Here is a 26,931-nt window from a genome sequence, read left to right as displayed (position 1 = left end):
CTGTTAAACTTTGTCCACCGTGGTGGGATCAGGGTGTCGAACTTCGGTAACATGTTAACAAGACATTCAATAATAATGACTTATGAGGAAAGGACGATGAAAAAGGCCCTATCAACAGGATTTGCCTCAATGCTACTGACAGCAGCGCTGTCAGCCCCGGCTTCCGCACTGACGGTGGAGGGTGTGGATCTGCCGGATACTTACTCGGCGATGGATACCGAGCTCAAGCTCAATGGTGCGGGTACCCGCTCCAAATGGTTCATGGATCTGTACATCGGCGGCCTGTACGTGCCGGAAACCATTGACGATGGCCAGGCCATTATCAATGCTGATGAGCCCCAGGCCATTACTCTTCACATCATCTCCGGGATGATCACCAGCGACAAGATGAAATCCGCCACCATGGAAGGGTTTGAAAGCTCCACGGGCGGCGATCTTTCTGCAATCCAGGACGATGTCGATACCTTCCTCGATGTGTTTTCCGAGGAGATCAAGGATGGCGACGTGTTCGATCTGGTTTATCTGCCCGGTGAAGGCGTACGTGTCCTGAAAAACGGAGACGAGCGCGGCACGATTGGAGACCTGGAGTTCAAGAAGGCATTGTTTGGTATCTGGCTGTCTGATGAACCCGCCCAGAAAGACCTGAAAGAGAAAATGCTGGGCGAGCGGTAAGCACCCGGCAAGGCACCGGTTCCGGCTGATCCCGGGCCGGTGTCAGTCCATATAGTTCCGTTTCTCTTTGAACTCACACAGATCTTCAATGATACAGGCCCCGCACCTGGGCTTTCGTGCCGTGCAGGTATAGCGTCCGTGCAGGATCAGCCAGTGATGGGCATCCAGAAGAAACTCTTTCGGAACCAGCCGCATCAGTCTTTTTTCCACCTCGAGTACGTTCTTGCCCGGGGCAATGCCGGTACGGTTTGAAACCCGGAAAATGTGCGTATCCACCGCCATTGCCGGTTGCCCGAAAGCGGTGTTGAGAACCACGTTGGCGGTTTTCCGTCCCACCCCGGGCAATGCTTCCAGTGCCTCCCGGTTATCGGGAACCTCGCCTCCATGCTTCTCGATCAGGGCCCGGCAGGTTTTGATGACATTTTCGGCCTTGCTGTTGTAAAGCCCGATGGTCTTGATGTACTCCTTGAGCCCATCCACCCCCAGGGCCAGGATCTTCTCAGGAGTATTGGCGACCGGAAAGAGCTTCGAGGTTGCCTTGTTCACTCCCACATCCGTGGCCTGGGCTGACAGTATCACCGCAATCAGCAGTTCAAACGGGCTGGAGTAGTTCAATTCCGTTGTTGGTGTCGGATTCGCGTCCCGCAGGCGGGTAAAGATTTCGGTACGTTTTTCCTTGTTCATGGTTAATCCGCTGACTGAAAAATGGTCACAGGGTTCTCAGGAAACATGGCCGGTTACCCGCACTCGCTTGCTGCCAGCCACCACCGGTTCGGTGGCTTTGCGACGGGCCTTGATATGGTTATCTATGCCGTTCTTGAGAGCAATGAGCAGTCCCAGCCCTATAAAGGCCCCCGGTGGCAGCACCATGAACAGTACATCCGGATACTGCTCCAGCGGCCGGATGCTCCAGTCCGCGGCCATCGGGCCCAGCAGCAGATCCATGTCGACAAACAGGGTGCCCTGGCCAATAAGTTCACGCATGGCGCCGAGGACAATCAGTACCGCCAGAAACCCGATGCCCATCATCGCACCGTCCAGTAGCGCAGGCAGGGGAGGGTTCCTGGAGGCAAAGGCATCAGCGCGGCCAAGAATGGCGCAGTTGGTTACGATCAGCGGGATAAAAATGCCCAGAATCTGGTAAAGCTCGTAGGTGTAGGCCTGCATCAGCAGTTCCGCGCAGGTTACAAAAGAGGCAATGATCATCACGAAGGCGGGCAGGCGCACGGAATCGCTAACGAAGTTGCGGATCAGCGACACCGCCAGGTTCGAACCGATCAGTACCATCAGGGTAGCCAGCCCCAGACCGATTGCGTTTACCACGGTGCTGGTGACTGCCAGCAGTGGGCACAGCCCCAGTACCTGAACCAGTGCCGGGTTGTTGGTCCACAGACCCTCGCGGATGATTTCTGAACTGGATTTGGTCGCCATGTTACGAGTGCTCCCGTTCTGTTGACTGGCCGGCAATCTCTTCCGGTGTCATTGGTTCCCGTCGCGGTGAAGCCGGTTCATTCAGAAGGTCGCGAATTTCCTTCCGGTGTTTTCGGAAATAGATCAGGGATTTCTGCACCGCCTTTACCACGGCCCTTGGCGTAATGGTGGCTCCGGTAAACTGATCAAAAACGCCGCCGTTTTTCTTGACGTTCCAGCGCCTGGGTTCCGGATTCCCGATTGAACGGCCGGTGAACGAGTGAATCCAGTCGGATTTCCTGGTTTCTATGCGGTCTCCCAGCCCGGGGGTTTCCCGGTGACTGGTTACCCGCACACCCAGAACTTCACCCCCCGGATCGATGCCTACGAGCAGGTGAATATCACCGGAGTACCCATCCGGTGCCACAACCGGCATGATCAGGCCCGCTGGCCTGCCGCCGCGACGGGCGACCCAGACGGTAACCGGTTCTCCGGAATTCAGCCTTTCGTCGGCGGGAAGCTCAACAGTATCAGTCAGCAGGTTGTTGTCATGCCGGCTCTCGGGAATGATCTCGAACAGGGCTTTTGCTTCCGCCCGTGCGGCCTGTTCCTGTATGCGTTCGGCGGTCATGACCTGGGTTACTGCAATGGTCCCGCCGGTAATTATGGCAAAGAGCCCGAGGCCAACGGCATTGCGACGGATGGACTGTGCGAGTGCGGACATGACTTACCCCTGATCCTTGCCGGGAATGCCACGCCTGGGCTTGTGGTGCCCATAGGTGCGCGGTGGCGTGTAGTGATCGATGAACGGCACGGCAAAGTTCATCAGCAGCACACTGAAGGCCACGGCATCCGGGTAGGCGCCCCAGGTGCGGATCAGGTAGATAAGCACACCGATACAGGCACCATAAATCAGTTTGCCCTGATGGCTGGAGGCAGCAGATACCGGGTCTGTGGCAATGAAAAAAGCGCCCAGCATGGTACCGCCCGCCAGCAGGTGAAGGGACAGCGGTGCATACAGGTCAGCATTGCTGCCAAAGGCAAGGCTCATGAGAGCCAGGCCGGCAAGCATGCTGACGGGGATGTGCCAGGTGATGATTTTCAGGCCGATGAGCAGCAGGCCACCGGCCAGGAATGCCGCATTCACCCACTCCCATCCGCGGGCAATGCCCTCTCCGAAGGTGGGGTGTTCAAGCACTTCTGCTGCCGTATGGGTGGCGATCTTGTGTTTGTATTCATCCAGTGGCGTGGCCATGGTGAAGGCATCCACCGCCGTTTGCTGGCCGGAGGCGATCATACCCAGGGTTTCTCCGAACCCGGGCGCGGTCTCCCACAACAGGCCCGGCTGGGCCCAGTTTGTGGTCATGGCCACCGGAAAGGAAATCAGTACCAGGGCATAGCCCACCATGGCGGGATTGAAAGGATTGGAACCCAGACCGCCATAGAGCTGCTTGGCCATGACGATGGCGGCAATAACCGCTACGGCGGACACCCACCAGGGGGCAAACTGTGGCAGGGAAAGGCCCAGCAGGAGCCCTGTCACCGCTGCGGTATTGTCTTTCAGGAAGAAGGCGGCCGGGCGCTTGCGAATCTTGAGGATGGCGGCCTCTGCGGCCAGTGCCAGGGCAATGCACCAGACCACGTTGATCAGGTTGCCCCAGCCGAAAAACAAGGTCTGGGCCAGCAGCCCCGGCAGGGCGGCCAGGATCACCCATTGCATCACCTGGGCGGTGGAGCGGGCTTTACGGGCATGGGGAGAGGACTGTTGAGCAAGTGCCATTAGCGTTCGGGCCTGTTTATCATGAGTCAGTCGTATGTGCTTCGGCGGACTCGACGGACCGGCGGGCTTCCGCCAGGGCCTCTTCCGCCCGTTTCACCCGGTCGTGATTCTTGCTGACCGCCCGCTCCAGTTTTTCAACGTTGTCTGCATTCTCGGCTTTGGCGTCATCCAGCATGCTTTGCATGGTATTGAGCTTTGCGGTGGCCTGGCTGAGCTGCTTTTCCAGTGCTTCAAGACCCGGCGCCGGTTCGCTTGCCGGTTGTTCAGCGTTTTTGCTGTCGACCGTTGCGGGCTCTCGGGTTTTCGCCTTCTTGCGAGCCAGAGCTTCCTGAACCTGTGCCGCCCGGGCAGCGCGGTCGTTGGCGGGCTTGCCCCGGGCTTCCGACTTTTCAGCTTCTTCGGCTTCCGCCTGTTTCTTCGCCTGTGCCTCTGCCGCAGCCTTTGCCCGTTCCTTGCGTCGCTGCTCTTTCTCCTGTTGTTCGCGCTCGAGCCTTGCCTGGCGGGCCTCAAAGCGTTCACGGGCTCGGTCAGCTTTCAGCTGCTCGGCCTGTTGCACCCGGATCTCGCCTTTGGCAGCACGGTAATACTGCACCAGGGGGATGGCGCTGGGGCAGACATAAGAACAGATGCCACACTCGATGCAGTCGAACAGGTTCAGGTGCTCGGCCTTGTCCAGCTCTCCGGCCCTGGAATACCAGAACAGCTGCTGTGGCAGCAGTTCCATGGGGCAGGCTTCGGCGCATGCGCCACATCGGATACAGGGTTGTTCCGGCGCCGGGTCGGGCAATTCTTCTGCCGTGGCGGCAATCACGCAGTTGGTGGTTTTTACCACCGGCACCGCGGGCGTTTCCAGGGTGTACCCCATCATCGGGCCACCAAGTACCAGCCGGTGCAGTGCACCGTTGTCCAGGCCCGCCCGGGTCAGCAGGTATTCAATGGGAGTGCCGATCAACACGTCGAAATTACCGGGATTGGTGACTGCCTGACCGGTCACAGTGGTAACGCGGGAGATCAGTGGCTCACCCCGGAAAATGGCGGCGGATACCGCCATCGCCGTGCCCACATTCTGGCACATGACGCCGATATCCGCCGGGATACCGCCGCTGGGGACCTCCATGCCTGTAAGGATCTGTATCAGCTGCTTTTCGCCGCCGGACGGGTATCTGGTGGGAATAACCGTAACCTCGGTCTGGGTGCCCTCGGCCGCCTTCCTGATAGCGGCAATGGCTTCCGGCTTGTTGTCCTCAATAGCGATAACGCACCGCTCCGGGCGCAGAATCCAGGCCATGATCCGCAATCCGGCAAGGATCTCGTCGGCCCTCTCCCGCATCGACATGTCGTCGGCGGTAATATAGGGTTCGCATTCGGCGCCGTTCAGGATCAGCGTGTCCACTTTTCTGTCTTTTGGCGGGCGCAACTTGATGTTGGTGGGAAAGCCCGCACCGCCCATACCGGAAATGCCCGCGTCGCGGATCAGATCCAGAATCGTTTCCCGGTCCAGGTCGCGATAGTTGTCAATCGGGCGGAGTGCCGTCCACTGATCCTGGCCGTCCGGCCGCAGGGTGATGCACAGGTCGCTCATGCCGGAGGGGTGGGGAACCGGCTGCAGACTGATGGATTCGATGGTGCCGGAGGTCGGGGCGTGGACAGGTACACCCATGCCGCCGGTCACATCGGCAATCTTCTGGCCTTTCAGTACCCGCTCACCAATATCCACACAGGGCTCTGCAGGCTCGCCAATATGCTGCTGTAACGGTAACACCAGCAACTCCGGAAGCCCCGCCCCGGCAATAGGGCGTGCGGTGGAAATATGTTTGTTTTCAGCAGGGTGAATGCCGCCGGGAAAGCTCCAGAGTTGAGTCATCAGACGCCAGCTCCCTGACGGTCGGTGGCGATGACGCCTGATGTCGGGGGTGTCCAGGTCCACGAGCGGATGTCGGGCTCAAGCGTTACCATGTCGATACAGTCCACCGGGCAGGGTTCAACGCAAAGATCACAGCCGGTGCACTCACTCTCGATGACGGTATGCATGTGTTTGGCGGCGCCGAGAATGGCATCCACCGGACATGCCTGGATGCACTTGGTGCAGCCGATACACTCATCTTCACGGATAACCGCGACGCGCTTTGCCTGTTCCACACCGTGTTCCGCATCCAGCGGTTCGGGCTCCACATCGAGCAGGTCCGCCAGTGCCTTGATGGTGGTTTCGCCACCGGGAGGGCACTTGTTGATGGGGCCGCCATTGGCAATGGATTCCGCATAGGGGCGACAGCCAGGATAGCCGCATTGACCGCACTGGGTCTGCGGAAGCAGAGAGTCAATCTGGTCCACCAGCGGATTGCCTTCAACCCGGAAGCGTTCGGCCGCAAAGCCCAGCAGGCCGCCGAAGACGACCGCCAATGCGAGCAGAACCACCACGGCAATCAGAATGCTCGTCCACATAACAAATATGCTCCGTCAGACGCTGACCAGGCCGGTGAAGCCCAGAAAAGCCAGTGACATCAACCCTGCGGTCACCATGCCGATGGCGGCGCCACGGAAGGCAACCGGGACATCGGCCACGGCAATTCGCTCGCGCATGGCAGCGAACAGTACCAGTACCAGAGAGAACCCGGCCGCAGCGCCAAAACCGTACAGAACAGATTCAACGAAATTATTGTTTTTGTTGATGTTGAGCAGAGCCACCCCCAGCACGGCACAATTGGTGGTGATCAGTGGCAGGAAAATGCCCAGGACCCGATAGAGCAGGGGGCTGGTTTTGCGAACCACCATTTCCGTGAACTGAACCACCACCGCTATGACCAGAATAAAGGTAATGGTCCGTAAAAATGCCAGGTCGAGAGGCTCCAGCAGATAGGTATAGGCCAGGTAGCTGCACACCGAAGCGAGGGTAAGCACAAAGGTGGTGGCCAGCGACATACCCATGGCGGTTTCCAGTTTCCCGGAAACGCCCATGAAGGGGCACAGGCCCAGGAACTGGACCAGTACAAAGTTGTTCACCAGTATGGTGCTGACCAGGATCAGCAGATACTCAGTCATCAGACCCGCTCCGTCACTAGCTGGAACCCCGCTTGGTTACATAATACGCATGCCGGGAGTGGCGCCCGAATCCGGAGACAGGATGAAAATATCTTTTCCGCCGGGCCCTGCAGCCAGGACCATGCCTTCGGACATTCCGAACTTCATCTTTCGTGGCTTGAGATTGGCAACCATCACGGTCAGCCGCCCCTCAAGATCTTCCGGCCTGTAGGCGGACTTGATACCAGCAAACACGTTGCGCTCGCCATGCCCCACATCAAGAGTGAGACGAAGAAGCTTGTCCGCGCCCTCCACGTGTTCCGCCCTGACTATCTTGACGACCCGGAGGTCCACTTTCGCGAAGTCCCCGAATTCTATCTCATCTGCGATGGGCTCAAGATTGGCTTCAGGTGCCTTCTGGCCGGTCGCTGCAGGCAGTTCTTCCTTTGAGGCATCCAGCATTTTCTCGATCTGTGCCATGTCGACGCGGTTCATCAGCGGCTTGAACTTGTTGATGCCGTGGTTCTCAAGGCGCTGCTCCCGCTTGTTCCAGTCCAGCGGGGCGTTCAGGAATGCCTCGGAGGCCCTGGCGGTTTCCGGCAGCACCGGAGCCAGGTAGGTCATCAGCAGGTGGAACATGTTGATAGCATTGGTACAGATGGCCTGCAGGTTGTCATCCTGGCCTTCCTGCTTGGCGATCACCCAGGGCTGCTCGTCGTTCACATACTGGTTGGCGATATCCGCCAGTTCCATGATGCGGCGCATGGCCCGGCCAAACTCCCGGGCCTCGTAGAATTCCTCGATCTCTTTGCCGGCATCAATAAACTCTTTCAGTTTGCCGTGTTCGGTTACGGTACCGAGCTGGCCATCAAAGCGCTTGGTAATAAATCCGGCGCTGCGGCTGGCAATATTCACCACCTTGCCGACCAGATCGGAATTCACGCGGGCGGCGAAGTCCTCCAGGTTGAGGTCCATGTCATCGACGCTGCCGGTGAGCTTGGCGGCGAAGTAGTAGCGCAGGTACTCCGGATTCAGGTGGTCCAGGTAGGTGCGGGCCATGATAAAGGTGCCGCGGGACTTGGACATCTTCTTGCCGTTGACCGTGACGAATCCATGGGCCCAGACCGCAGTGGGAGTGCGGAAGCCGGCACTGTGGAGCATGGACGGCCAGAACAGGGCGTGGAAGTTGATGATGTCCTTGCCGATGAAGTGGTATACCTCGGCGGTCGAATCCGCCTTCCAGAAGTGCTCGAAATCAATGCCTTCCCGGTTGCACAGGTTCTTGAAGCTGGCCAGGTAACCGATTGGGGCGTCGAGCCAGACATAGAAATACTTGCCCGGGGCGTCCGGAATCTCGAACCCGAAGTAGGGTGCATCGCGGCTGATGTCCCATTCCTGCAGGCCGGCGTCGAGCCATTCCGCCAGTTTGTTGGCCACCTGGGGCTGCAGGGTGCCACTGCGGGTCCATTTGGCGAGGAAGTCCGCAAACTCCGGCAGACGGAAGAAATAGTGCTCGGACTCCTTCTCCACGGGCGTGGCGCCGGAAACTGCAGAGCGGGGGTTGATCAGCTCCGCCGGGGTATAGGTGGCACCACAGGCCTCGCAGTTGTCGCCGTACTGGTCCTCTGCCTTGCACTTGGGGCAGGTGCCCTTGATGAACCGGTCCGCCAGGAACATCTGCTTCTCGGGGTCGTAGGACTGCGTGATCTTGCGGGTGGCGATGTGCCCGTTTTCCTGCAACTGGCGGTAGATGTATTCCGAAAACTGGCGGTTTTCCTCGGAATGGGTGGTGTAGTAGTTATCAAACTCAATGTGAAAGCCACCAAAATCCTGCTGGTGCTCATCCCGGATGCGGTCGATCAGGTTTTCGGAAGAGATGCCTTCACGCTCGGCACGGAGCATAATAGCGGTACCATGGGCATCGTCCGCACAGACGTAGTAGCAGTTCTGGCCACGCATTTTCTGGTAGCGCACCCAGATATCAGTCTGAATGTATTCCAGCAGATGACCCAGGTGGATGGGGCCATTGGCATAGGGCAGGGCGCTGGTGACCAGGATATCGCGCTGTTGCTTTGAACTCGCTTGCGTCATGTTTGGGTCCGAACCTTCATTCGTCAGGATTTGGGCGTCTGTATTTGCAGGCCTTGCGACAGGTAAAGAGCGCTTATGGCCAGAAACGGGCACAAATGATACCTTCCGAGCAGATAATTTTCACCCGAAACACCTGTTTCAGCGCCAATAAATGCGCAGGACGTACTTCCGGAGATCCCGATGACACAGATTTCACAGCAAGCACTGGAAACCGCCGTACGACAGTACCGCGACCCCTACCTGGGCAAGGATCTTTACGAACTTGGCGCGGTGAAATCCCTCACGACGGATGACGGCGGAAAAGTCACCGCCATGATTGAGTTGCCTTATCCGTCCAAGGGCATCGCCGGCGCCCTGAAAGAACTGCTGACCAACGCCCTGGATGACGTGGATGGTGTTGAAAGCGTGGATGTCCACGTGGGCCAGCGCATCCACTCCCACAAGGGCCAGAAAGACATCCAGTCCGTCCCCGGGGTGAAAAACATCATTGCCGTTGCCTCCGGCAAGGGTGGCGTGGGCAAATCCACCACCGCCGTCAACCTGGCCCTGGCCCTGCACGCTGAAGGCGCCCGCGTCGGCATCCTCGACGCCGACATCTACGGCCCCAGCATCGGCATGATGCTGGGCGTACCCGAAGGCAAGCGCCCGGAGACCCGGGAAAACAAATACTTCGTCCCCATGGAAGCCCACGGCCTGCAGGCCAATTCCATGGCCTTCGTGGTCACCGACAAAACCCCCATGGTCTGGCGCGGCCCCATGGTCAGCGGCGCCGTCATGCAACTGCTGCAACAGACCCTGTGGAACGAACTGGACTACCTCATCCTCGACATGCCCCCGGGCACCGGCGACATCCAGCTCACCATCGCCCAGAAAGTGCCGGTGACCGGTGCCGTCATCGTGACTACCCCCCAGGACATCGCCCTGCTGGACGGCAAGAAAGGCATTGAAATGTTCCGCAAGGTGGAAATCCCGGTACTGGGCGTGGTGGAAAACATGAGCGTCCACATCTGCAGCAACTGCGGTCACGAAGAACCCCTCTTCGGCCACGGCGGCGGGGAACGCATCGCCGAAGAGTACGGCACCACGCTACTGGGCCAGCTTCCCCTGCACATGACCATTCGCGAACAGACCGACAGCGGCAATCCCTCCGTGGTGGCGGAGCCGGATTCGGAAGTGGCAAGACGCTACAAGGACATCGCAAGGCGAGTAGGCGCGGAGTTGTCTACCCGAGAAAGAAACCTGACGGGCTCTATTTCCAGTGTTTCCGTAACCGAGCACTGATCCACGAGAACGGACAGGCCCACGCAAACTGTCAGATCGCGGCTGTGGAGAGGAAGGGTTTGAAACTGTGAAAAACATGGATGTTTTTCTCAAGCCTACATGGGTGAGTCCGAGCGTTTATGAAGCGAAGCTTCATGCGACAGACTCACGACCGCAATCTGTGATTGCGGGCCGGACCCCGGAGGGGTATCAACGGCGTGTTTCGGAAGGCCCCGCCTGTTCTTGCAGCCCCCAATGCTAAAGGTGAAATTCAACGGCAAGGCTTCGACAGTTATTAAGTGAACAGGTAAACTACCGCCTCTCTTTTTTATGGACACGAGACACCACCCATGAGCATCAAATCCGATCGCTGGATTCGCAGGATGTCCCAGGAACACGGCATGATCGAACCCTTCGAGTATGATCAGGTCCGTGAATCCGAAAAAGGCCGGGTCATCTCCTACGGCACCTCCAGCTACGGCTATGACGTGCGCTGCAGCAACGAGTTCAAAATCTTCACCAACGTCCACTCCGCCACCGTGGACCCGAAGAACTTCGATGAAAACAGCTTCGTCAACTACACCGGCGACGTCTGCATCATCCCGCCGAATTCCTTCGCCCTGGCCCGTACCGTGGAATATTTCCGTATCCCCCGTAGCGTGCTGACCATCTGCCTGGGCAAATCCACCTACGCCCGCTGCGGCATCATCGTCAACGTAACGCCGCTGGAGCCGGAATGGGAAGGGCAGGTAACCCTGGAATTTTCCAACACCACCAACCTGCCAGCGAAAATCTACGCAAATGAAGGCGTCGCCCAGATGCTCTTCTTCGAGTCTGACGAAATCTGTGAAACCAGTTACAAAGACCGGGGCGGAAAATACTTCGGACAGACAGGTGTGACCCTGCCGCGGACATGACCGGGCTGGCCGTAAAAAGGGGCCTGGCAAGCAATACCTTCAGGAGAGATCCAACGTGAATGCCAATCAGTTTCTGAAAGCGGTATCACAACTGCAGGGCTGGCGGGAATTCACCTTCCTGATGGCCCTCGCGGAGCGCTCCTTCCCCAACTACGCCCTGTTTGCGGATGCGGTTGAACTGAAAACAGGCGCGAAAATGCGACAGTTGCTGGATCTTGGCTGGGAAATGCTGCAAAAAGAGACGTCTGAGGCAGCCATACCCCAGTTGCTGGCAAAGCTGGAAGCCCTGTCGCCGGACGTGAATGCCTACGACGCCTATGGCGTATACCCGGCCTTTGATTTCTGCCAGCTGCTGGAGCAGGCCCTGCTTAACCGACTGAACCCGGGCAAGCATCGTGCAACCGATGCCTCGCAGATGGCCACGGCAACGGTCATGAATTTTGTCGAGCTTTCCGAGGGCGAAGAGCTTGACGAGGATGAGCTGGTGCGCCTTCTGGATCAGCACCCGCTGATGAAAGAGGACAAGGTCTTCCAGCGTGACCTGGTTCTTGCCCTGAAGCGCCAGCGTACTCCCACCAGCCAGTTTGTGGAGCGTATCCGTGAGGATGCAGCCAACGACGGCGTAAGCAATCTCGGTATCTCCCTGAGCGACTGACCGGCAGCCCCGCCGGCTCTGTCCTACACTGGAATTCACAACCTGTTTGCAACCGGTACAGACAAGCACCATGAAACTCTCTGCGTTTGGTCGAAAGTTCACTGCCGATGCGGGCATTACCTCCCTGATGGACGATCTGGGCAATGCTCTGGCCTCTGGCGACGACATGATCATGATGGGCGGGGGCAATCCCGGCCATATCCCTGAAATCCAGGGCCGGGTTCAGGAAATTCTCGCTGACATGGCCCGGAGCGAGGGGGATACCCGCCGGTTGGTGGGGATCTATGACCCGCCCCAGGGTGAAAAGCAGTTTATTGCGTCGCTGGCGGAGCTGCTGAACCGCGAGTATGGCTGGGGTCTGCAGCCGGAGAATATTGCCCTGACCAACGGCAGTCAGGCTGCGTTTTTCATGTTGTTCAACATGTTTGGTGGTGACTATGGCGATGGTGTGCACAAGCACATTCTCCTGCCTCTGGCACCGGAATACATCGGTTATGCCGATGCCGGCATCGAGCCCGGTCTGTTCCATGCCGTGCAACCGGACATTTCCTTTACCGATGCTCACGAATTCAAGTACCGGGTGGACTTTGATGCGGTTGAGGTTACCGGTGAAACCGGGGCTATTTGCGTTTCCCGCCCCACCAATCCGACGGGGAACGTGGTCACCGACGAAGAACTTGCCCGGCTGGAAACCATGGCTCGCAGGCACAACATTCCACTGATCGTGGACGGGGCTTACGGCACTCCCTTCCCGAACCTGTTGTTTGTTGACGCAACGCCGCACTGGAATGAGCAGGTAATTCTGTGTCTCAGCCTGTCCAAGTTTGGCCTGCCGGCGGTTCGCACCGGCATTGTTATCGCTGCGGAACCGGTCATCAAGGCCCTGTCCGGGATTAACGCCATCATGAACCTGGCCACCGGCAGTTTCGGGGCCATGCTCGCGGAGCCCCTGGTGCGTTCCGGCGAGATCCTGTCGCTGAGCCGGGATGTGGTTTGCCCTTTCTACAAGGCCAAGATGGAAAGGGCGGTTGCTGTATTCCGTGATGCCATGGGCGAGGACAGTTGTCGCTGGTATGTCCACAAGCCGGAGGGCGCCATGTTCCTCTGGTTGTGGTTCCCGGATCTGCCGATTACCAGCCTTGAGTTATACCAGCGGCTGAAACAAAGAGGTGTGCTGGTTGTGTCCGGGCACTACTTCTTCCCGGGGTTGCCGGAAGATGGCTGGCGCCACCGCCACGAGTGTCTGCGGGTGACCTACTCACAGGATGATGACAGGGTCGCCGAAGGCTTGCGTATTATTGCTGATGAGGTAAAGACCGTCTGGGCAGAAGCCCAGACCTGAACCAGACGGGATACTAGCGATTGACCTTTGCATCATCGAGGGTCAGTTCGTACTCGCTGCCGTCCGGCTCCACCTGCAGGAATCTGATCAGCACATTATCCCGGTCCGGAGCGAACCACATCAGTGATTGCCGTTTGCTGTCGCTGTCACGGACTTTCTCGGCCTTGAGAGTTCTGATCTCCTCGCCATTGGCATTCAGGGTTTCCTCATCCACAACCGCAAAGCGGTCAGTGTCATAGCGGCCCTTGTCGATCACGCGGTATTCCATCTCGCGCTTGCCGGCCTTTATGTCCTGGCTCAGTTGCAGCTGGTAGCCCATGGGGTCCATTGCACCTTCCTCCAGATCCAGCGAGAACCGGTCCCCCTCGTGATGGCCGCTGACCACCATGTTGTCCCAGTCAAAATCGATGGCTTCTTTTCGGTCCTTGATCAGAAAACCGGAAAGCTCGTAACGATACCGAAGGGGGATGACCTGATTGTTTTCCCACCGGAAGATGAGTGACTCGTCAATATCTGCAATAAATGAGTCCACGTCGGTGCGGAACCGCCAGGTTCCGTCATCCCGTTCCTCCAGGCTACGGCGTGCACTGCCGTTGAGAGAGATGCCCTTGTCCATGGAAGCGTTGTAGCTGAGCTCCATGGGATGCAGGGGAACCTCTTCTGTATCTTCTGTTGCGTGTGAGACGGAGGCACTGATCGACAGGGCCCAGGCCAGCAAAGTGGACAGCAGGAGTGGGAGGCTGTTTTTCAGGGGCATAGGAGTTCTCCGTTTGCACATGGGCAGGTGTGCCCTGTATGCGGACAGTCTAACGTGCCTGATTGCTTCCGGAGATGACGATAAGTTTACTCAGGCCTTTGCTGCAGTACCTTCAGCCGGAAGTACCAGGGGCCTGTTCAGGGGTTGGCCATCAAATACGACATAGTCGGTGCCCAGCTGAATGCGCCCCTCGCAGAACCATCGTACGACAATAGGGTACAGCAGGTGTTCTTTCTCCTGCACCTTTTCCGCCAGTGATTCGGGGGTATCGTCGGGGTCTACGCTGACTTCTGCCTGGGCAATGACCGGGCCACCGTCCAGCTCCTCGGTGACAAAGTGAATTGATACGCCGTGTACCTTTTCGCCTGCCTCCAGTGCCCGCCGGTGGGTGTTCAGCCCGGTGTACTTGGGTAGCAGGGAGGGGTGGATATTGAGCATGGTGCCGCGCAGGGCCCTGACAAAGTCCGTGGTGAGAATGCGCATGAAGCCGGCCAGCACAATCAGGTCCGGGTTATGGCGGCGGATTTCCGCCATCAAAGCGCCGTCGAATTCTTCCCGGGACCCGTAGCGGGTGTGATCCACCGTAAAGGTGTCGATATTGGCCTGGGCCGCACGCTCCAGGGCAAAAGCCTGGGGGCGGTTGCTGCCGACGGCCACAATCTGCCCCGGGAAATCGCGTTCACGGCTGGCGTCGATCAGGGCCTGGAGGTTGGTTCCGCTTCCGGAGGCCAGAACCAGTATGCGAGGTGCAGCAACGGAATCTGCCTTCATGCCGACAGCAACCCCGGCGCGTAGCGAACAGAGGCGGATGAGGCGGGATCGTCCGCCGATTCAATAAGTCCGATCTGCCAGACCTTTTCGCCCAGTGCATTCAGGGTATCCATTGCCAGGTCACGCTGGTTGGCCGGGACACAGACAACCATGCCAACACCGCAGTTGAAGGTGCGATACATCTCTTCACTGGCAACGCCACCGGCGTCCTTGAGCCACTGGAACACTGGCGGCAACGTCCAGCTTTGGGTATCGATGGCTGCAACCATGCCGTCGGGAAGAACGCGGGGGATGTTTTCCGGCAGGCCGCCGCCGGTGATGTGTGAAAGCGCACGGACATCCACTTCCCGGGCCAGTTGCAGCAGATTCTTTACATAGATGCGGGTAGGCGCCATCAGGGCGTCAGCAAGGCTGACATCGCCAATGGTCTGGCCCAGGTTGGCATCACTGACCTCCAGGATCTTGCGGATCAGTGAATAGCCATTGGAGTGTGGGCCGGAAGAGCCCAGCGCCAGCAACACATCGCCGGCCTGTACACGGCTGCCATCAATGATCTCGGCACGCTCGGCAACACCCACGCAGAAGCCGGCAAGATCATAGTCGTCACCTTCATACATGCCGGGCATCTCGGCGGTCTCTCCGCCCACCAGGGAGCAACCTGCCTGTTCGCAACCCCTGCCAATACCCTCAACCACCTGGGCCGCCACATCCACGTTCAGTTTGCCGGTGGCGTAATAGTCGAGGAAAAACAGGGGTTCCGCACCGCCCACAACCAGATCGTTGACGCACATTGCAACAAGGTCGATGCCAATGGTGTCGTGTTTATTCAGCTGCATGGCGAGCCGGAGCTTGGTGCCCACGCCGTCTGTTCCGGATACCAGTACCGGCTCATGATAGCCCTGTGGAATGGCAACCATGGCGCCAAAGCCGCCCAGGCCGCCGAGGACTTCAGGCCGACGTGTGCGTGCGGCGGTATTCTTGATCCGGCTGACGAGTTCGTTTCCCGCGTCAATATCAACGCCGGCGTCACGATAGGTGAGGGAGGGCTTCTGTTCGCTCATGGTGTGCTTAACCGTTTGGACTGTGGGTCAGGCGCCGGATTTTAACAGGTGCGGAGTGACGCTCCAAATGCAATTGCCATGTTTGCTGCCGTGTGGTGGTCAGCATGTCGTATTGACTTTCTGCAATCCCGGTTAGCTACTCACACCATGGGGCTTGGTGTATCCTATGCGCCATTCAGACGAATTGCAGGGTGTTTCATGCCAGACTCAGGAAAAATCTCGATGTACGCAGCGCAGATAATCCGTCGGTCAGTGCGGTTGTTCGGACTTCTTGCGCTGCTGGCTACCCCGGCAGCCGCGGTGACCGTCACCGGGCTTTACTCGGTAGAAGTCCCGGTGGAGAGTTCCCAGCCGAAAGACCTGAAACAGGGTTATGCCGATGGCCTGAGCCGGGTTTTCGTGCGTGTGTCCGGTACCCGGGACGTACTGGACAACGAAGGCGTCGGGGCGTTGCTGGACGATGCCGAATCCCTGCTGCAGTCCTATCAGTTCCTGCGATCAGACAAAGATGAGCACCGGCTGCGTATGTCGTTCGGCGCGGTCGGTGTCAACCGCGCCCTGGCATCGGTTGATGCGCCGGTCTGGGGCGCCAACCGGCCGCTGACCCTGGCCTGGATTGCAGTGGAAGACAGTGGTCGCCGCACCCTTGTCCATGCGGATGATGAGGAAGATGGCAGTAGCGATGATGACGAATGGCGCCAGATTTTTGAGGATGCCGCGGTCGACCGGGGGTTGCCGGTAAGTCTGCCCCCGGCTGATTTCCGCCAGGACCGGGAACTGCTGTCCGATATCTGGGGGCAGTTTACGTCCAGTGTCAGGAGCGCATCCGAGGATCTCGAACATGACCTGATGTCACTGGTGCGGGTCAGCCGCTCGGGCTCCGAATGGCGTGCCGGCTGGGTTTTCGATGGCATGGGGCTGGACAGTACGGAGCAGTCAGTGACCGCCGACAACAGGGAGGACCTGGCCGCCCGGGTAATCGGGCGCTGGGCGGAAATGTTTGCAGACCGGTATGCGGTTGCGGGTAGTGACGTGGAGGAATCGCCACAGGTGGACATTGTTGTGCACGGAGTAGCCAGCCTGACGGATTATGCCGAGGTGAGCGGGGTGCTCAAAAACCTGTCTCCGGTACTTGAAGCTGGCGCCACCCAGGCGCGGGAAGACCAGTTGAAGCTGCGGGTTGTGTTTTCCGGGGAAATGGAGCAGTTGAAACAGTACATTGCCCTTGACCCGCGCCTGGAACCTCTGTCTGACGCGGAGGTGTCACGGATTCCATCCGACGATGAGCGAGAGGTAGCGGAGGGAAGTAATGATGAGCCCGCGGCAGAGGCGCCGGATGGCGGCGTTGCCCTGGCGGAAGACAGTGCGGAAAATGGCAATGCATCTGCCAACCCGCTGTTTGTCTATCAGCCCTTGCTGGTTGACGAGGAAGAGTCAGAGCAGGCGTTCGAGTCGCTTTACCAGGTGCTGCATTATCGCTGGCAACCCGCCTCGATCATTGAATCAGAAAACGAAGAGTAACACCCGGGTGCCGCAGGGAGAGGGAGGCGTGTCATGATGACGCAACGCTGGCGTTGGATTCCCAATGCCCTGACGTTTCTGCGGATCGTGATGATTGCGCCGTTTGCCGCCGCCCTGATGGCCAAGGAATACCGTCTTGCACTGGTGATCTTCTTTATCGCAGCGGCCACCGATGCGTTCGATGGTTTTCTTGCCCGTCATTTCGACTGGCGCACCCGCCTGGGCGCTATTGCCGACCCTCTGGCCGACAAGGCCCTGTTGATTACAGCTTACCTCATGCTTACCCTGACCGGCGTTCTGCCGCCATGGCTCTTCTGGCTGGTGCTGGGGCGGGATATTCTGATTGTCTGCGGTGGACTGGCTTTCCATTATGGCATTGGCAGGTTTGAGTTGCAGCCCAGTATTCCCGGGAAAATCAATACCCTGATCCAGATCGTGGTTGCCCTTGCGATCATTGTTCTGCTGGCGGGTCTGCCGATGCAGCCCTGGGCGATAGACGCTGGTATCATTCTGGTGGCGGCTTCCGCGCTGTTCAGTGGTGGGCACTATATCGCCGTCTGGAGTCTGCGGGCCTGGAGGGTCAAGAGATAGTGAGTGCGTCACAACTGGTGCTGGGGGTCAAACTGCGTGATGACGCCCGCTTTGACAATTTTCACGGGGACAGGAACGCGGCTGCGGCGGCTCGCCTGAAAGAGGTGTGTGGCCAGCCGGATCCGGTGCCGGTTGTTGCCGTCTGCGGCGACGCTGATACGGGCAAGAGTCACCTGCTGCAGGCCGTTTGCCATTTTGCCGAGCAGCGTGAGCAAAGCGCCGTGTGTGTCAGTGTGGAGGAGTTATTGCCGTTCGGGCCAGATGCACTGGCAGGGCTGGAAAACCAGTCGGTGATCTGTCTTGATGATCTTGATCTGATTGCCGGTCAGGAAAGCTGGGAAGAAGCGGTATTCCATCTGTACAATCGTGTTAATGATCGTGGCAGCCTGATGGTTGTCAGCCTGTCGGGGGTGCCGGGCGCATTGCCGTTCCTGTTGCCGGACCTGGCGTCACGATTACGTCATGGCCTGTTGATTCAGCTGGGTATCAATCGTGATGATGACCGGCTCAGAATTCTCATGGCCCGGGCCGAACAGCGCGGCCTGGTACTTGGCGATGACGTTGCGGCGTTTATCCTCAGGCGTGCACCGCGCAAGCTGGCAGACCTGCTGGCAATGCTGGATCGCCTGGACGAAAACTCATTGCGGGCCCAGCGTCGGCTGACGATACCGTTTGTGAAGTCGGTCATGGGCTGGTAAGGCAAACAACTACAGGGAAAAGGTCAGGGGAAACGAAAACATGAGACGAGTAGTGTTCAATCAGAAAGGTGGTGTTGGCAAATCCAGTATTACCTGTAACCTGGCCGCGATCAGCGCTGCCAGGGGCAAGCGCACGCTGGTCGTCGATCTCGACCCCCAGGGCAACTCAACCCATTATCTGCTGGGTAAGCCGGCGGGTGAGCTCAAAGATACCATCGCGGATTACCTGGAACAGACGGTAGCATTTACCGTCTTCAATCGCCGTGTGGACGAGTTTGTTCATGCCTCGCCCTTTGACAACCTGTTTGTCATGCCTTCCAGTCCCGAGCTGGACTTCCTTGAGCGCAAGCTGGAAGCCAAGCACAAGATCTACAAACTCAGAGAAGCGCTCAAGAAACTGGGCGAATCGTTTGATGAGATCTACATCGATACGGCGCCGGCGCTGAACTTCTATACCCGTTCGGCACTGATTGCGGCCCAGCGGTGTCTCATTCCCTTCGATTGCGATGATTTTTCCCGGCAGGCGCTATACAGCATTCTCCATGAAATCCAGGAGCTGCAGGAAGACCATAACGAAGACCTGGTGGTGGAAGGTATTGTGGCCAACCAGTTCCAGCCCCGTGCCAGCCTGCCCAAGAAACTGGTGCGAGAGCTGATGGACGAGGGGTTGCCGGTGCTGCCGGTGCGGCTGTCCAGTTCAGTGAAGATGAAAGAATCTCACCAGAGCCGTCAGCCGTTGATTCACATGGCGCCCAAGCATCCGCTGACAAAACAGTATGAAGATCTCTACCGGGTCCTGCACGGGGAAACGGTGGAACTGGAACCACTGGCCGACTGAGGGTAATCCATGGCAAGAGAGTCCGACCATATCGCCCGCGTGGCGGACAGCCTGCTGCAGATTGAAAGGGAGTTACGGCGAATAGGGGCCTGGGAAACCGAGCCGCCCCCTGCGGATGCGCTGCAGAGCACAAAGCCATTCGCGGTGGATACCCTGGAGTTCACCCAGTGGCTCCAGTTTGTATTTGTCAGCCGCATGAAGGTGATGATCGAAAACGGGCATCCTCTGCCTGAAGTCTCGGGAATGGCTCCCATGGCCGAGGAACACTTCCGGGGCAGAAGCGAGCCTGGCCACAGCCTTGTCCGTGAGCTGGAGGAGATGGATCGTCTGCTTTCCGGCCAGTCCTGAGGCGTCAGCCGGCGGTGTCCAGCCGCATGGACAGGTCCACCGCCCGGACATCCTTGGTCAGAGCGCCGATCGAGATGTAATCCACGCCCGTCTCTGCCACCGGTACCAATGTTTCGTCATTGATGCCGCCTGAGGCCTCCAGCTTCGCCGCGCCGGCAGTTCGGGCAACCGCTTTCTTCATGTCGTCCAGGGAAAACTCATCAAGCATTATGATGTCCGCACCGGCGGCAAGAGCCTGTTCCAGTTCATCGGCGTTTTCCGTTTCCACTTCCACCGGGCGGCCGGGGGCGATCCGGCGGGCTTCTGCCACCGCGTTGGCAATGGAGCCGCAGGCTGCAATGTGGTTTTCCTTGATCAGAAACGCATCCCACAGGCCAATGCGGTGGTTATGGCAGCCGCCACAGCTAACCGCGTATTTCTGGGCCAGACGCAAGCCGGGCAGGGTTTTGCGGGTGTCCAGCAGTTGCACCCCGGTGTGGGCGACCCGTCGTGAGTAGGTGGCGCAGGTGGTGGCGACCCCGGAGAGCATCTGCAACCAGTTCAGTGCCGAACGCTCGGCCGTAAGCAGGCTGCGCGCCGGGCCCTCCATGATGAACAGCACCTGGTCGGGAGCGGCTTCGTCACCGTCGCTGACGCTCCACGTCAGGGTAACCCGTGGATCCACCTGTCTGAATACCTCGTCAACCCATGCGCGCCCGGCTATCGTTGCGGCTTCGCGGGTAATGACCCGCCCACGGCTTACCCGGTCTTCCGGTATCAGCATGGCAGTGATGTCGCCATCGCCGATATCTTCCCGCAGGCTCTGGGCGACGGTTTCGATGCGGGACTGGCGAAGCATTTCAGCTGGGATCATAGGGCGGGGTTCCGGTCGGTTTTCTGGGTCTGGATAACAGATTTGAGTCGGGGCACTGATTCTAAAGCCAGGCAAGGCATTCGCCAAACAGAAGTCCATCACGATGCTAAACTGTGACGCTCATCACTTAAACACAAAAGGTGACAAATTCTGACACAAGGTGACGTGGGTAAGGCCTAAGATGTGCAATAACAAAGGTCTCCAGTCAACGTCCGGAGTAGCCGAATGGCGCAGGATAACAAGGTTGTAAGTTTTAAAAACCAGAAGCTGCCTGACAGGTTTTCCCTGCCCGGCTCTCTGGTGCGTCTGCGTGACGTATCTGGTCAGTCACTCAAGGCAGTGCTGTCCGGATTTTTTGACAAGGCTGATGATGCGCTTTTCGAGCTGGCAGACAAAGCAGGGACCAATCAGGACCAGACGGCCTACTTTGATGCGATGCGGGAACTCCGGCTGCGGCGCAAGAACATGACCGTATCGGTTCTGCAGTACGTCAGCCGTGCCTTCAATGAAATTGGCTCCTTTCGCCCGGGCGGCGGCAGCGGCAGCCTGGATGAAGTTGACCAGGACTCGCTGGAGCTGGTTGACCACTCGGATCTTGAACAGCAGGTGGCCATCGATAACCTCATCAACAAGCTCCGCAACCAGCATGCGGAGGCAATCCGGCTGCTGAACGTGCGAGTGTCTCACCTCGTGCCCTCGGTGAAGCTGGAAGACAGCCAGATGCCCCTGAGCCCGGAAGTGATCTGCGGTGGTGTCGCGGAGGCCTGCTCAGACCTGGAAATCGACATTCGTGCCAAGCTGGTGGTGTTGAAGCTGTTTGACCGTCTGCTGGTCGGGGTTCTTGGCGATGTTTACAAGGATGCCAACAAAACACTGATTGCCGAGGGCGTGCTGCCGGATATGCGTCGTGCTCCGACTGGCGGCCGTGCATCGTCCGGACGACCGGCTCCTGGTGCCCGTCAAAGTGGGGCGGTGCTGTCAGAGCGTGCGGGGCCAGACACCGGAAGCCCGTTGACAGCGCCTGGCGAAGATGTCCGGGCCACCTTTTCCGAGCTCAGCGCATTGCTGCATCAGGGACAGGGCCAGAGTGGAACGGTTGGAGGCATGCCGTCCGGAGGAGCAGGGTTCCTGGATACCGGCACCCTGATGTCGCGCCTGAGCGATATCCAGACTCAGTCGATTCATTGGGGGCAGGGCGAGGTGGTGCCTTTGTCCGAACAGCTGCAACCGGTTTTCCGGGCGGAAACCGGTGGCAAGCTCAATGCTGGCCAGGTAGACAGTGATGTCATCAATCTGGTTTCTATGCTGTTCGACTTCATCCTTGAAGACCGTCAGCTCCACCCGGTGATGAAAGCCCTGATCGGTCGGTTGCAGATTCCGGTGCTCAAGGTGGCTCTGAGTGACAGGAATTTCTTCAACCGCGGTGGTCATCCGGTCAGGAAACTGCTGAATGAGCTGGCTATGTCAGCCATTGGCTGGACCGAGAAAAAATCCGGCCAGCGTGACCCTCTGCGGGAAAAGATCGAATCCGTTGTTGATCGTGTTCTGAATGAATTCACGGACAATGTGGAAATATTCAGTGAACTGCTCAGTGATTTCGGGCATTTCATGGATCTGGATCGACGCCGGCGGGAGCTGGTGGAGCAACGTCTTCGTGACGCGGAAGAGGGCCGGGCAAAACAGGAAAGGGCCTCCAGGGCCACAGACGCGTTGTTGAGCGAACAGATGAGTGGCCGTGATCTGCCTCCCCAGGTGTTGACGCTGCTTAATGAAGCCTGGTCCAGGTACCTCCAGTGGGTGGTACTGCGTGAAGGGGAAGACAGCGAGCGCTGGCAGGCGGCATCGGCATTGACCCGTCAGTTGGTCTGGAGTGTGGATCCACAGCCGGTTGAAGACAGCACCCGCAGTGACCTGCTGAGGGCCATTCCCGGTATCGTGGATGGATTGAGATCAGCGTTGCAGGAAATCGCCTGGGATCCGTTCGCAACGGACGCGGCCATCCGTGATCTTGAGCTGGCCCATGTGGATGTGTTCCAGCGTCTGGTGACTACATCCCGTCGTAACGAGTCCGTGGAAGAGCCGGTCAAGGCAGAAACCGCTGAAGTTGCTCCCCCTGAGCCTGCTCCGGTGGAGGCCAAAGAGGACCCGGCTCCGGCTGTGCCGACAGACACAGCCGAGCCACAGCAGATTCCTGAGCCCGTGTCTTCTGGGGCAGACGCGGGTGGTGCCGAAGTTGCGGAAGCTCCGGTGGCCGACAGTGGCCTTGATCCCCAGTGGCTGGACCGCGCCGACAGCCTGCGAGTCGGTTCCTGGATTGAGCTGATCCGCGACGGTGGCAAGACCCGCTGCAAGCTGGCCGCGTTCATCAAGGCCACCGGCAAATACATCTTTGTCAATCGCAGTGGTGCAAAAGTGGCCGAATACCAGCGTGAGGATCTGGCCTCGGCTATGGCAGCGGAAGAAATCACCATGCTTGACGATGGGCTGATTTTCGACCGGGCACTGGAATCCATCATCGATAACCTGCGCAGCAGTCGTAAAGACTGAGCCGATAGCAAGGCAGGCGACTTTGTGCTTCAATCACAGGCATCAAAGTAACAGAGGCGGATGATTTCCAAACGTCCGCCACCGGCCTGCTGGAATCACCTTGTCTGAACGAAAAGCATCACACCGCTCCATTGCTCCTTCCGAAAACCCGGCTTCAATGCTGCGCCGCACCGGACGCGTAGCTACGGCCAGGTGGTGCCCCTCACCCAACTTTGGTCTCCGCCCGGAGGGTTCGGGTATATCCCTGCTGGTAGTTCACAACATCAGTCTGCCGCCAGGGCAGTTCGGTGGTGATGCCATTGAGCGGTTTTTCTGTAATCAGCTTGAAGCGTCCGGGCACCCCTATTTCGAGATGATTGCCGGGATGAAGGTATCGTCTCATCTGCTGATCCGCCGGGATGGATCACCGGTGCAGTTTGTCAGCCTGCTGGACAGGGCCTGGCACGCTGGCCGGTCCTGTTTTCAGGGCGAGGAAGAGTGCAATGACTTCTCCATCGGCATTGAACTGGAAGGTACGGACGACATTCCCTATACCCCTGCCCAGTACCGGGCGCTGGCGGAGCTGTCACGGCTGATCATGGCGGCATGGCCGGACATCACCCCGGACAGGATCACCGGCCACAGTGATATCGCCCCGGGCCGGAAAACCGACCCGGGGCCTGCGTTTGACTGGTCCCGCTACCGGAAATTGCTGGATGCCGGGCAGACAACAGAAGGAGTTGGCTGATGGCACTGGTGGTGTTTCTTCTCGCGTACCTGACCAGGCGCAAACTGGATGCGGCAAACCTGTGGTCCGGGGCGCCCCTGTGGCGTGCTGCTTTTCGAGGAAACAGCAGGAGTCCCGCGGGAAAGGAGGCCGTCAAGTGGAAGGGGCTGGCCACGATAGCGGTGCCGGCGCTGCTGATTGCCGCCGGAGAATGGTACCTGGCGGAGCTGGGCTGGAGAATGGCGGCTTATCCTCTGGAGTTTATTCTGTTGGTGCTGCTGATGGGTGCCCCGGGCTGGCGCTCGCCGCTGGAAGCCTATAGTGCGTCCTGGGCCAGGGGTGATATGCAGGCTGCCTGGCACCACATCAAGGATCTTCTCCCGTCACGAGACCGGGGTGCAGCGGCGTCGCCGGAAGAGATGCATCTGATACTGACACGGACTCTGATGGTCGAGGTATTCGAACGTTTCTTCCTCATTGCCTTCTGGTATGTGGTTGCCGGCCCTGCGATGGCATTTTTCGCGCGGGGAATCATTGCATTGAGAGACCAATGGCCACAGGCAGCGGCAAGACCCGGTTTTGCCAGAATGGCCGAAGTCCTGAACTGGATACCTGCCCGCTTGCTGTCGTTCACCTTCGGGTTGGCCGGGGACCTGGCTGGCTGGATGAGCGAGGGGAAGCGGGTTCTGGCCGGTATAACGCTGAAAACCGAGCAGGTCCTGATGGGAGCTGCCAACGGTGCGCTGACGGGATATGCCCTTGACCCCGCGCGGTTTTCACAGATCCACCCTGATGAATGGCCAGATTATGGCCAGCGCAGCCTGGACGCAATCCGGGACCTGCTTAACCGGAGCATGCTGGTATGGATCTGTGTCCTGGCCCTTCTGGTGATCGCGGGTGTTATATAGGGGGCAGGTTTTAACAAAAATTACATTTATACGCCGAAAAACACTCAAGTTTGTAGTACTTTAGTCGACAATATAAACAAATATAATAAAGCTTTATTCGTTCGACACCTTGTGTGGGGGTATACGTGAACCTGCTTATCAAGCCTGCTGTGTCGTTGATGAACCGGCTGCCGATGTTCTACAAGTTCAGCCTGATCAGCGTCCTTTTTCTGCTGCCTATCGTTGCCCTTTCCTGGCTGGTAATCAGTGAGCTGAACCGGTCGGTGGATACCATGACCCGCGGGGTTGAAGGCCTGGAGCAACTTGAACAGGTCGATGCACTCCTTCAGGCATCCTTTGAATATCGTGATTTCCGGGCACCGGGTAAGACCAAGGATGATAACGAGTTATTGTCCAGGTCCGACGAAGTGGCCCGGGAAATCGACAGTCTTCTGGAAGAGCTTGCCGGCGCAGAGGCAAGGTTCGATACATCCGACAACTGGGCGGAGCAGATCGCACTGTTACAGGAAGAGTGGCAGGAGCTGAAGTCCACCGACAGCTATCAGGGCAATATCGACCCCCAGTTCAAGTATTACCAGGAGTTTGTGCAGAAGGTCCGCGCCATGCTCTCCGCCACCATCGAGATTTCCGGGCTGGGCCAGGACGCGTCCCGGGAGAATCTGCTGTTGCTCGGGCTGGTGCGAGAGGCCTTGCCGGATGCCGAGAGTATTATCGGCCGGGCCAGGTCATTCGGGACCTTTGCGCTGCTGGAAGGGCAGGTGGGTTACAGTCTCAGCGACGTGCTGAACGAAATCTATGATGAACTGACCAATCGCTCATCGCTTCTCGGCCCCTCACTTTCTGTGGCAATCGACACCTCACCGGCTCTGGCCGAAAGGAGTGGTGACGCGTTGCAGAGTATCGAGGGTAGCCTGATCAGCATACGTGATGAGCTTGATACCAATGTCATCGCACCCATGCGCCTGGAGTTGCCGTGGGAGGACTTCAACCGGGTGATCGAGAGTCAGCTGGTTCACTATGATGACCTGACGGCGGGTATTTTTGATGTGGTCAGCGATAACCTGAACGCACGTCTGGACGCCGAGATTCAGCAGCGGCGTTTCATCATCATTGCTCTTGTTATTGTGCTGCTGGTGGTGGTGTACCTCTATATCGGCTTTTTCATGTCTGTGCGCAGGGCGATCAACCGGTTCAGTCAGGCAGCCCGCAATGTGGCTGCAGGGGATATGACAGCCCATATCGAACTGGATAACCGTGACGAATTGGGCGAGCTCACGACAGAGTTCAACAATATGACGGACAGGATCGCCGAGCTGATCCGTTCCGTCAGCAGTACCACGTCGGATGTGGATAATCAGGCAATCCGCGTCAATGATACTGCCGCGGCCAACAGTCAGGCGGTAGCCCGCCAGATGGAGGAGTCCGGCCAGATCAACGAAGCCATGAGCCAGATGGTGGAAGCGGTTAACGAAGTGACCGAGAGCGCCCACCGGGTGTCTGACAGTGCCGGCAGGGCAGAGGAAGATACCGGGAAAGGGCGCGAAGTGGTGGCTGATACCGTTGAGACGATCAATCGGCTGGCAACCGAGATTGCCGGCGCAGTTGAGGTGATCAACCGGGTGAATGCAGACAGTGACAACATCAGCCAGGTGTTGGTGGAGATCAAGGCCATTGCCGAACAGACCAATCTGCTGGCACTGAACGCAGCTATAGAAGCGGCCCGTGCCGGAGAGCAGGGGCGTGGCTTTGCCGTGGTGGCGGACGAAGTGCGTTCGTTGTCCCAGCGTACACACAAGTCCACGGAAGAAATTGAAGGCATGATTTCCCGCCTGCAAAGCGGCGTAAAGGAAGCCGTTGCGGCCATGACCAACAGCCATGACGTGACCGAAACCACGGTGAAGAAATCGTCTGAAGTGACCGAGGCACTGGATCGCATTGCTCAGGGTATCTCGACCATCGTGGATATGAGCCACCAGATTGCTCAGGCGGCGGAGGAGCAGTCCGCCGTGGCCAGGAATGTGAACACCAATGTGGAACAGATCAGCGTGCTGGGACAGAAGACAGCGGATAATGCCGAGGAAACCCTGGCTTCGTCCCGTGAAATGTCGCAGCTGACCGCTTCACTGCAGCGGCTTGTGGAAGCCTTCCGGGTATGATCCTGTAAAGGCCTCCGGCTCCGGAGGCCTT

The 26,931-nt window shown here is 58.4% G+C and carries 26 protein-coding genes; 14 read left to right on the top strand and 12 right to left on the bottom strand.

Annotated elements, in window-relative coordinates:
- Positions 1 to 129 precede the first annotated feature (129 nt).
- Positions 130 to 672 carry a chalcone isomerase family protein gene (locus tag HLUCCO03_RS06440; RefSeq protein ID WP_292016638.1) on the top strand — a complete coding sequence of 181 codons (543 nt, stop codon included), beginning with the start codon at positions 130 to 132 and terminating at the stop codon, positions 670 to 672.
- Between the two features lie 42 nt (positions 673 to 714).
- Here HLUCCO03_RS06440 and nth read toward each other — a convergent pair whose 3' ends face one another.
- Genes nth through metG form a run of 8 tightly spaced genes read right to left on the bottom strand, consistent with a single transcriptional unit; the run spans position 715 to position 8,971 of the window.
- Positions 715 to 1,356 carry an endonuclease III gene (gene nth, locus HLUCCO03_RS06435; RefSeq protein WP_027831658.1) on the bottom strand — a complete coding sequence of 214 codons (642 nt, stop codon included), beginning with the start codon at positions 1,354 to 1,356 and terminating at the stop codon, positions 715 to 717.
- Between the two features lie 36 nt (positions 1,357 to 1,392).
- On the bottom strand, positions 1,393 to 2,103 hold the full coding sequence (locus HLUCCO03_RS06430) for an electron transport complex subunit E (RefSeq protein ID WP_027831659.1): 711 nt from the start codon (positions 2,101 to 2,103) through the stop codon (positions 1,393 to 1,395).
- Between the two features lies 1 nt (position 2,104).
- Positions 2,105 to 2,806: an electron transport complex subunit RsxG gene (gene rsxG, locus HLUCCO03_RS06425; RefSeq protein ID WP_027831660.1), complete on the bottom strand. Its 702-nt coding sequence runs from the start codon at positions 2,804 to 2,806 to the stop codon at positions 2,105 to 2,107.
- Positions 2,807 to 2,809: 3 nt separating this feature from the next.
- Complete coding sequence (gene rsxD, locus HLUCCO03_RS06420) at positions 2,810 to 3,862, bottom strand: electron transport complex subunit RsxD (RefSeq protein ID WP_027831661.1); 1,053 nt, start codon at positions 3,860 to 3,862, stop codon at positions 2,810 to 2,812.
- A 19-nt stretch (positions 3,863 to 3,881) separates the two neighbouring features.
- Positions 3,882 to 5,726: an electron transport complex subunit RsxC gene (gene rsxC / locus HLUCCO03_RS06415; RefSeq protein ID WP_027831662.1), complete on the bottom strand. Its 1,845-nt coding sequence runs from the start codon at positions 5,724 to 5,726 to the stop codon at positions 3,882 to 3,884.
- A complete protein-coding gene (gene rsxB / locus HLUCCO03_RS06410) occupies positions 5,726 to 6,304 on the bottom strand; it encodes an electron transport complex subunit RsxB (protein ID WP_027831663.1) in 579 nt (192 codons plus the stop codon). Before rsxB ends, rsxC begins: the two co-directional genes overlap by 1 nt.
- Before the next feature lie 15 nt (positions 6,305 to 6,319).
- Positions 6,320 to 6,901: an electron transport complex subunit RsxA gene (gene rsxA / locus HLUCCO03_RS06405; protein WP_027831664.1), complete on the bottom strand. Its 582-nt coding sequence runs from the start codon at positions 6,899 to 6,901 to the stop codon at positions 6,320 to 6,322.
- Between the two features lie 36 nt (positions 6,902 to 6,937).
- Positions 6,938 to 8,971: a methionine--tRNA ligase gene (gene metG / locus HLUCCO03_RS06400; protein WP_027831665.1), complete on the bottom strand. Its 2,034-nt coding sequence runs from the start codon at positions 8,969 to 8,971 to the stop codon at positions 6,938 to 6,940.
- 180 nt (positions 8,972 to 9,151) lie between these two features.
- Between metG and apbC the strand changes: the two genes are divergently transcribed.
- From apbC to HLUCCO03_RS06380, 4 genes are all read left to right on the top strand, one after another.
- A complete protein-coding gene (apbC, locus tag HLUCCO03_RS06395) occupies positions 9,152 to 10,252 on the top strand; it encodes an iron-sulfur cluster carrier protein ApbC (RefSeq protein ID WP_027831666.1) in 1,101 nt (366 codons plus the stop codon).
- Between the two features lie 329 nt (positions 10,253 to 10,581).
- Positions 10,582 to 11,148 (top strand): dCTP deaminase, encoded by a 567-nt coding sequence (dcd, locus tag HLUCCO03_RS06390; protein WP_027831667.1) that lies wholly within the window; start codon positions 10,582 to 10,584, stop codon positions 11,146 to 11,148.
- 55 nt (positions 11,149 to 11,203) lie between these two features.
- Positions 11,204 to 11,803, top strand: coding sequence for a YjaG family protein (locus HLUCCO03_RS06385; RefSeq protein WP_027831668.1), 600 nt, complete (start codon positions 11,204 to 11,206; stop codon positions 11,801 to 11,803).
- Between the two features lie 70 nt (positions 11,804 to 11,873).
- Positions 11,874 to 13,145, top strand: coding sequence for a valine--pyruvate transaminase (locus HLUCCO03_RS06380; protein ID WP_027831669.1), 1,272 nt, complete (start codon positions 11,874 to 11,876; stop codon positions 13,143 to 13,145).
- A 13-nt stretch (positions 13,146 to 13,158) separates the two neighbouring features.
- Here the strand turns inward: HLUCCO03_RS06380 and HLUCCO03_RS06375 are convergent, their stop codons facing one another.
- The 3 genes from HLUCCO03_RS06375 to purM form a co-directional block, all read right to left on the bottom strand.
- Positions 13,159 to 13,902, bottom strand: coding sequence for a DUF3108 domain-containing protein (locus tag HLUCCO03_RS06375; protein WP_027831670.1), 744 nt, complete (start codon positions 13,900 to 13,902; stop codon positions 13,159 to 13,161).
- 90 nt (positions 13,903 to 13,992) lie between these two features.
- A complete protein-coding gene (purN, locus tag HLUCCO03_RS06370; protein WP_027831671.1) occupies positions 13,993 to 14,673 on the bottom strand; it encodes a phosphoribosylglycinamide formyltransferase in 681 nt (226 codons plus the stop codon).
- The gene (gene purM / locus HLUCCO03_RS06365; RefSeq protein WP_027831672.1) at positions 14,670 to 15,734 is read right to left on the bottom strand and encodes a phosphoribosylformylglycinamidine cyclo-ligase; all 1,065 of its coding nucleotides are present in this window, start codon (positions 15,732 to 15,734) and stop codon (positions 14,670 to 14,672) included. Before purM ends, purN begins: the two co-directional genes overlap by 4 nt.
- 222 nt (positions 15,735 to 15,956) lie before the next feature.
- Here purM and HLUCCO03_RS06360 point away from each other — a divergent pair, with 222 nt between their 5' ends.
- Genes HLUCCO03_RS06360 through HLUCCO03_RS06340 form a run of 5 tightly spaced genes read left to right on the top strand, consistent with a single transcriptional unit; the run spans position 15,957 to position 19,730 of the window.
- Positions 15,957 to 17,255, top strand: a complete 1,299-nt coding sequence (locus HLUCCO03_RS06360) for a DUF2066 domain-containing protein (RefSeq protein ID WP_051603827.1) — start codon at positions 15,957 to 15,959, stop codon at positions 17,253 to 17,255.
- Positions 17,256 to 17,288: 33 nt separating this feature from the next.
- The gene (locus HLUCCO03_RS06355; protein ID WP_027831674.1) at positions 17,289 to 17,846 is read left to right on the top strand and encodes a CDP-alcohol phosphatidyltransferase family protein; all 558 of its coding nucleotides are present in this window, start codon (positions 17,289 to 17,291) and stop codon (positions 17,844 to 17,846) included.
- Positions 17,846 to 18,544 (top strand): DnaA regulatory inactivator Hda, encoded by a 699-nt coding sequence (gene hda, locus HLUCCO03_RS06350; RefSeq protein ID WP_027831675.1) that lies wholly within the window; start codon positions 17,846 to 17,848, stop codon positions 18,542 to 18,544. The genes HLUCCO03_RS06355 and hda overlap by 1 nt, the downstream gene beginning before the upstream one ends.
- Positions 18,545 to 18,584: 40 nt before the next feature.
- A complete protein-coding gene (locus tag HLUCCO03_RS06345; protein ID WP_027831676.1) occupies positions 18,585 to 19,382 on the top strand; it encodes a ParA family protein in 798 nt (265 codons plus the stop codon).
- 9 nt (positions 19,383 to 19,391) lie between these two features.
- The gene (locus HLUCCO03_RS06340) at positions 19,392 to 19,730 is read left to right on the top strand and encodes a YqcC family protein (RefSeq protein ID WP_027831677.1); all 339 of its coding nucleotides are present in this window, start codon (positions 19,392 to 19,394) and stop codon (positions 19,728 to 19,730) included.
- A 4-nt stretch (positions 19,731 to 19,734) separates the two neighbouring features.
- On the opposite strand, the gene nadC is transcribed toward HLUCCO03_RS06340, so the two are convergent.
- Positions 19,735 to 20,583, bottom strand: a complete 849-nt coding sequence (gene nadC, locus HLUCCO03_RS06335) for a carboxylating nicotinate-nucleotide diphosphorylase (protein ID WP_036197418.1) — start codon at positions 20,581 to 20,583, stop codon at positions 19,735 to 19,737.
- Between the two features lie 225 nt (positions 20,584 to 20,808).
- On the opposite strand from nadC, the gene HLUCCO03_RS06330 reads away from it, so the two are divergent.
- From HLUCCO03_RS06330 to HLUCCO03_RS06315, 4 genes are all read left to right on the top strand, one after another.
- The gene (locus tag HLUCCO03_RS06330; protein WP_027831679.1) at positions 20,809 to 23,130 is read left to right on the top strand and encodes a DUF1631 domain-containing protein; all 2,322 of its coding nucleotides are present in this window, start codon (positions 20,809 to 20,811) and stop codon (positions 23,128 to 23,130) included.
- A gap of 157 nt (positions 23,131 to 23,287) precedes the next feature.
- Complete coding sequence (ampD, locus tag HLUCCO03_RS06325) at positions 23,288 to 23,857, top strand: 1,6-anhydro-N-acetylmuramyl-L-alanine amidase AmpD (protein WP_051603828.1); 570 nt, start codon at positions 23,288 to 23,290, stop codon at positions 23,855 to 23,857.
- A complete protein-coding gene (locus HLUCCO03_RS06320) occupies positions 23,857 to 24,744 on the top strand; it encodes a regulatory signaling modulator protein AmpE (protein ID WP_027831680.1) in 888 nt (295 codons plus the stop codon). The genes ampD and HLUCCO03_RS06320 overlap by 1 nt, the downstream gene beginning before the upstream one ends.
- Before the next feature lie 125 nt (positions 24,745 to 24,869).
- Complete coding sequence (locus HLUCCO03_RS06315) at positions 24,870 to 26,900, top strand: methyl-accepting chemotaxis protein (RefSeq protein WP_155939916.1); 2,031 nt, start codon at positions 24,870 to 24,872, stop codon at positions 26,898 to 26,900.
- Positions 26,901 to 26,931 lie beyond the last annotated feature (31 nt).

This window comes from Marinobacter sp. HL-58, assembly GCF_001314605.1.
In the GTDB taxonomy this organism is placed as follows: Bacteria; Pseudomonadota; Gammaproteobacteria; order Pseudomonadales; family Oleiphilaceae; genus Marinobacter.
Note: the sequence above shows the minus strand (reverse complement) of the source record. Positions and strands in the feature narration are given on the sequence as shown.

Coding starts and splice junctions, on each gene's coding strand:
- nadC (WP_036197418.1), bottom strand. CDS start 20,583: ATGATCCCAGCTGAAATGCTTCGCCAGTCCCGCATCGAAACCGTCGCC.
- HLUCCO03_RS06345 (WP_027831676.1), top strand. CDS start 18,585: ATGAGACGAGTAGTGTTCAATCAGAAAGGTGGTGTTGGCAAATCCAGT.
- ampD (WP_051603828.1), top strand. CDS start 23,288: ATGCTGCGCCGCACCGGACGCGTAGCTACGGCCAGGTGGTGCCCCTCA.
- rsxC (WP_027831662.1), bottom strand. CDS start 5,726: ATGACTCAACTCTGGAGCTTTCCCGGCGGCATTCACCCTGCTGAAAAC.
- nth (WP_027831658.1), bottom strand. CDS start 1,356: ATGAACAAGGAAAAACGTACCGAAATCTTTACCCGCCTGCGGGACGCG.
- HLUCCO03_RS06330 (WP_027831679.1), top strand. CDS start 20,809: ATGGCGCAGGATAACAAGGTTGTAAGTTTTAAAAACCAGAAGCTGCCT.
- apbC (WP_027831666.1), top strand. CDS start 9,152: ATGACACAGATTTCACAGCAAGCACTGGAAACCGCCGTACGACAGTAC.
- HLUCCO03_RS06375 (WP_027831670.1), bottom strand. CDS start 13,902: ATGCCCCTGAAAAACAGCCTCCCACTCCTGCTGTCCACTTTGCTGGCC.
- purM (WP_027831672.1), bottom strand. CDS start 15,734: ATGAGCGAACAGAAGCCCTCCCTCACCTATCGTGACGCCGGCGTTGAT.
- HLUCCO03_RS06320 (WP_027831680.1), top strand. CDS start 23,857: ATGGCACTGGTGGTGTTTCTTCTCGCGTACCTGACCAGGCGCAAACTG.
- purN (WP_027831671.1), bottom strand. CDS start 14,673: ATGAAGGCAGATTCCGTTGCTGCACCTCGCATACTGGTTCTGGCCTCC.
- dcd (WP_027831667.1), top strand. CDS start 10,582: ATGAGCATCAAATCCGATCGCTGGATTCGCAGGATGTCCCAGGAACAC.
- HLUCCO03_RS06340 (WP_027831677.1), top strand. CDS start 19,392: ATGGCAAGAGAGTCCGACCATATCGCCCGCGTGGCGGACAGCCTGCTG.
- HLUCCO03_RS06355 (WP_027831674.1), top strand. CDS start 17,289: ATGATGACGCAACGCTGGCGTTGGATTCCCAATGCCCTGACGTTTCTG.
- HLUCCO03_RS06440 (WP_292016638.1), top strand. CDS start 130: ATGCTACTGACAGCAGCGCTGTCAGCCCCGGCTTCCGCACTGACGGTG.
- HLUCCO03_RS06360 (WP_051603827.1), top strand. CDS start 15,957: ATGTACGCAGCGCAGATAATCCGTCGGTCAGTGCGGTTGTTCGGACTT.
- HLUCCO03_RS06430 (WP_027831659.1), bottom strand. CDS start 2,103: ATGGCGACCAAATCCAGTTCAGAAATCATCCGCGAGGGTCTGTGGACC.
- rsxA (WP_027831664.1), bottom strand. CDS start 6,901: ATGACTGAGTATCTGCTGATCCTGGTCAGCACCATACTGGTGAACAAC.
- metG (WP_027831665.1), bottom strand. CDS start 8,971: ATGACGCAAGCGAGTTCAAAGCAACAGCGCGATATCCTGGTCACCAGC.
- rsxG (WP_027831660.1), bottom strand. CDS start 2,806: ATGTCCGCACTCGCACAGTCCATCCGTCGCAATGCCGTTGGCCTCGGG.
- rsxB (WP_027831663.1), bottom strand. CDS start 6,304: ATGTGGACGAGCATTCTGATTGCCGTGGTGGTTCTGCTCGCATTGGCG.
- HLUCCO03_RS06380 (WP_027831669.1), top strand. CDS start 11,874: ATGAAACTCTCTGCGTTTGGTCGAAAGTTCACTGCCGATGCGGGCATT.
- rsxD (WP_027831661.1), bottom strand. CDS start 3,862: ATGGCACTTGCTCAACAGTCCTCTCCCCATGCCCGTAAAGCCCGCTCC.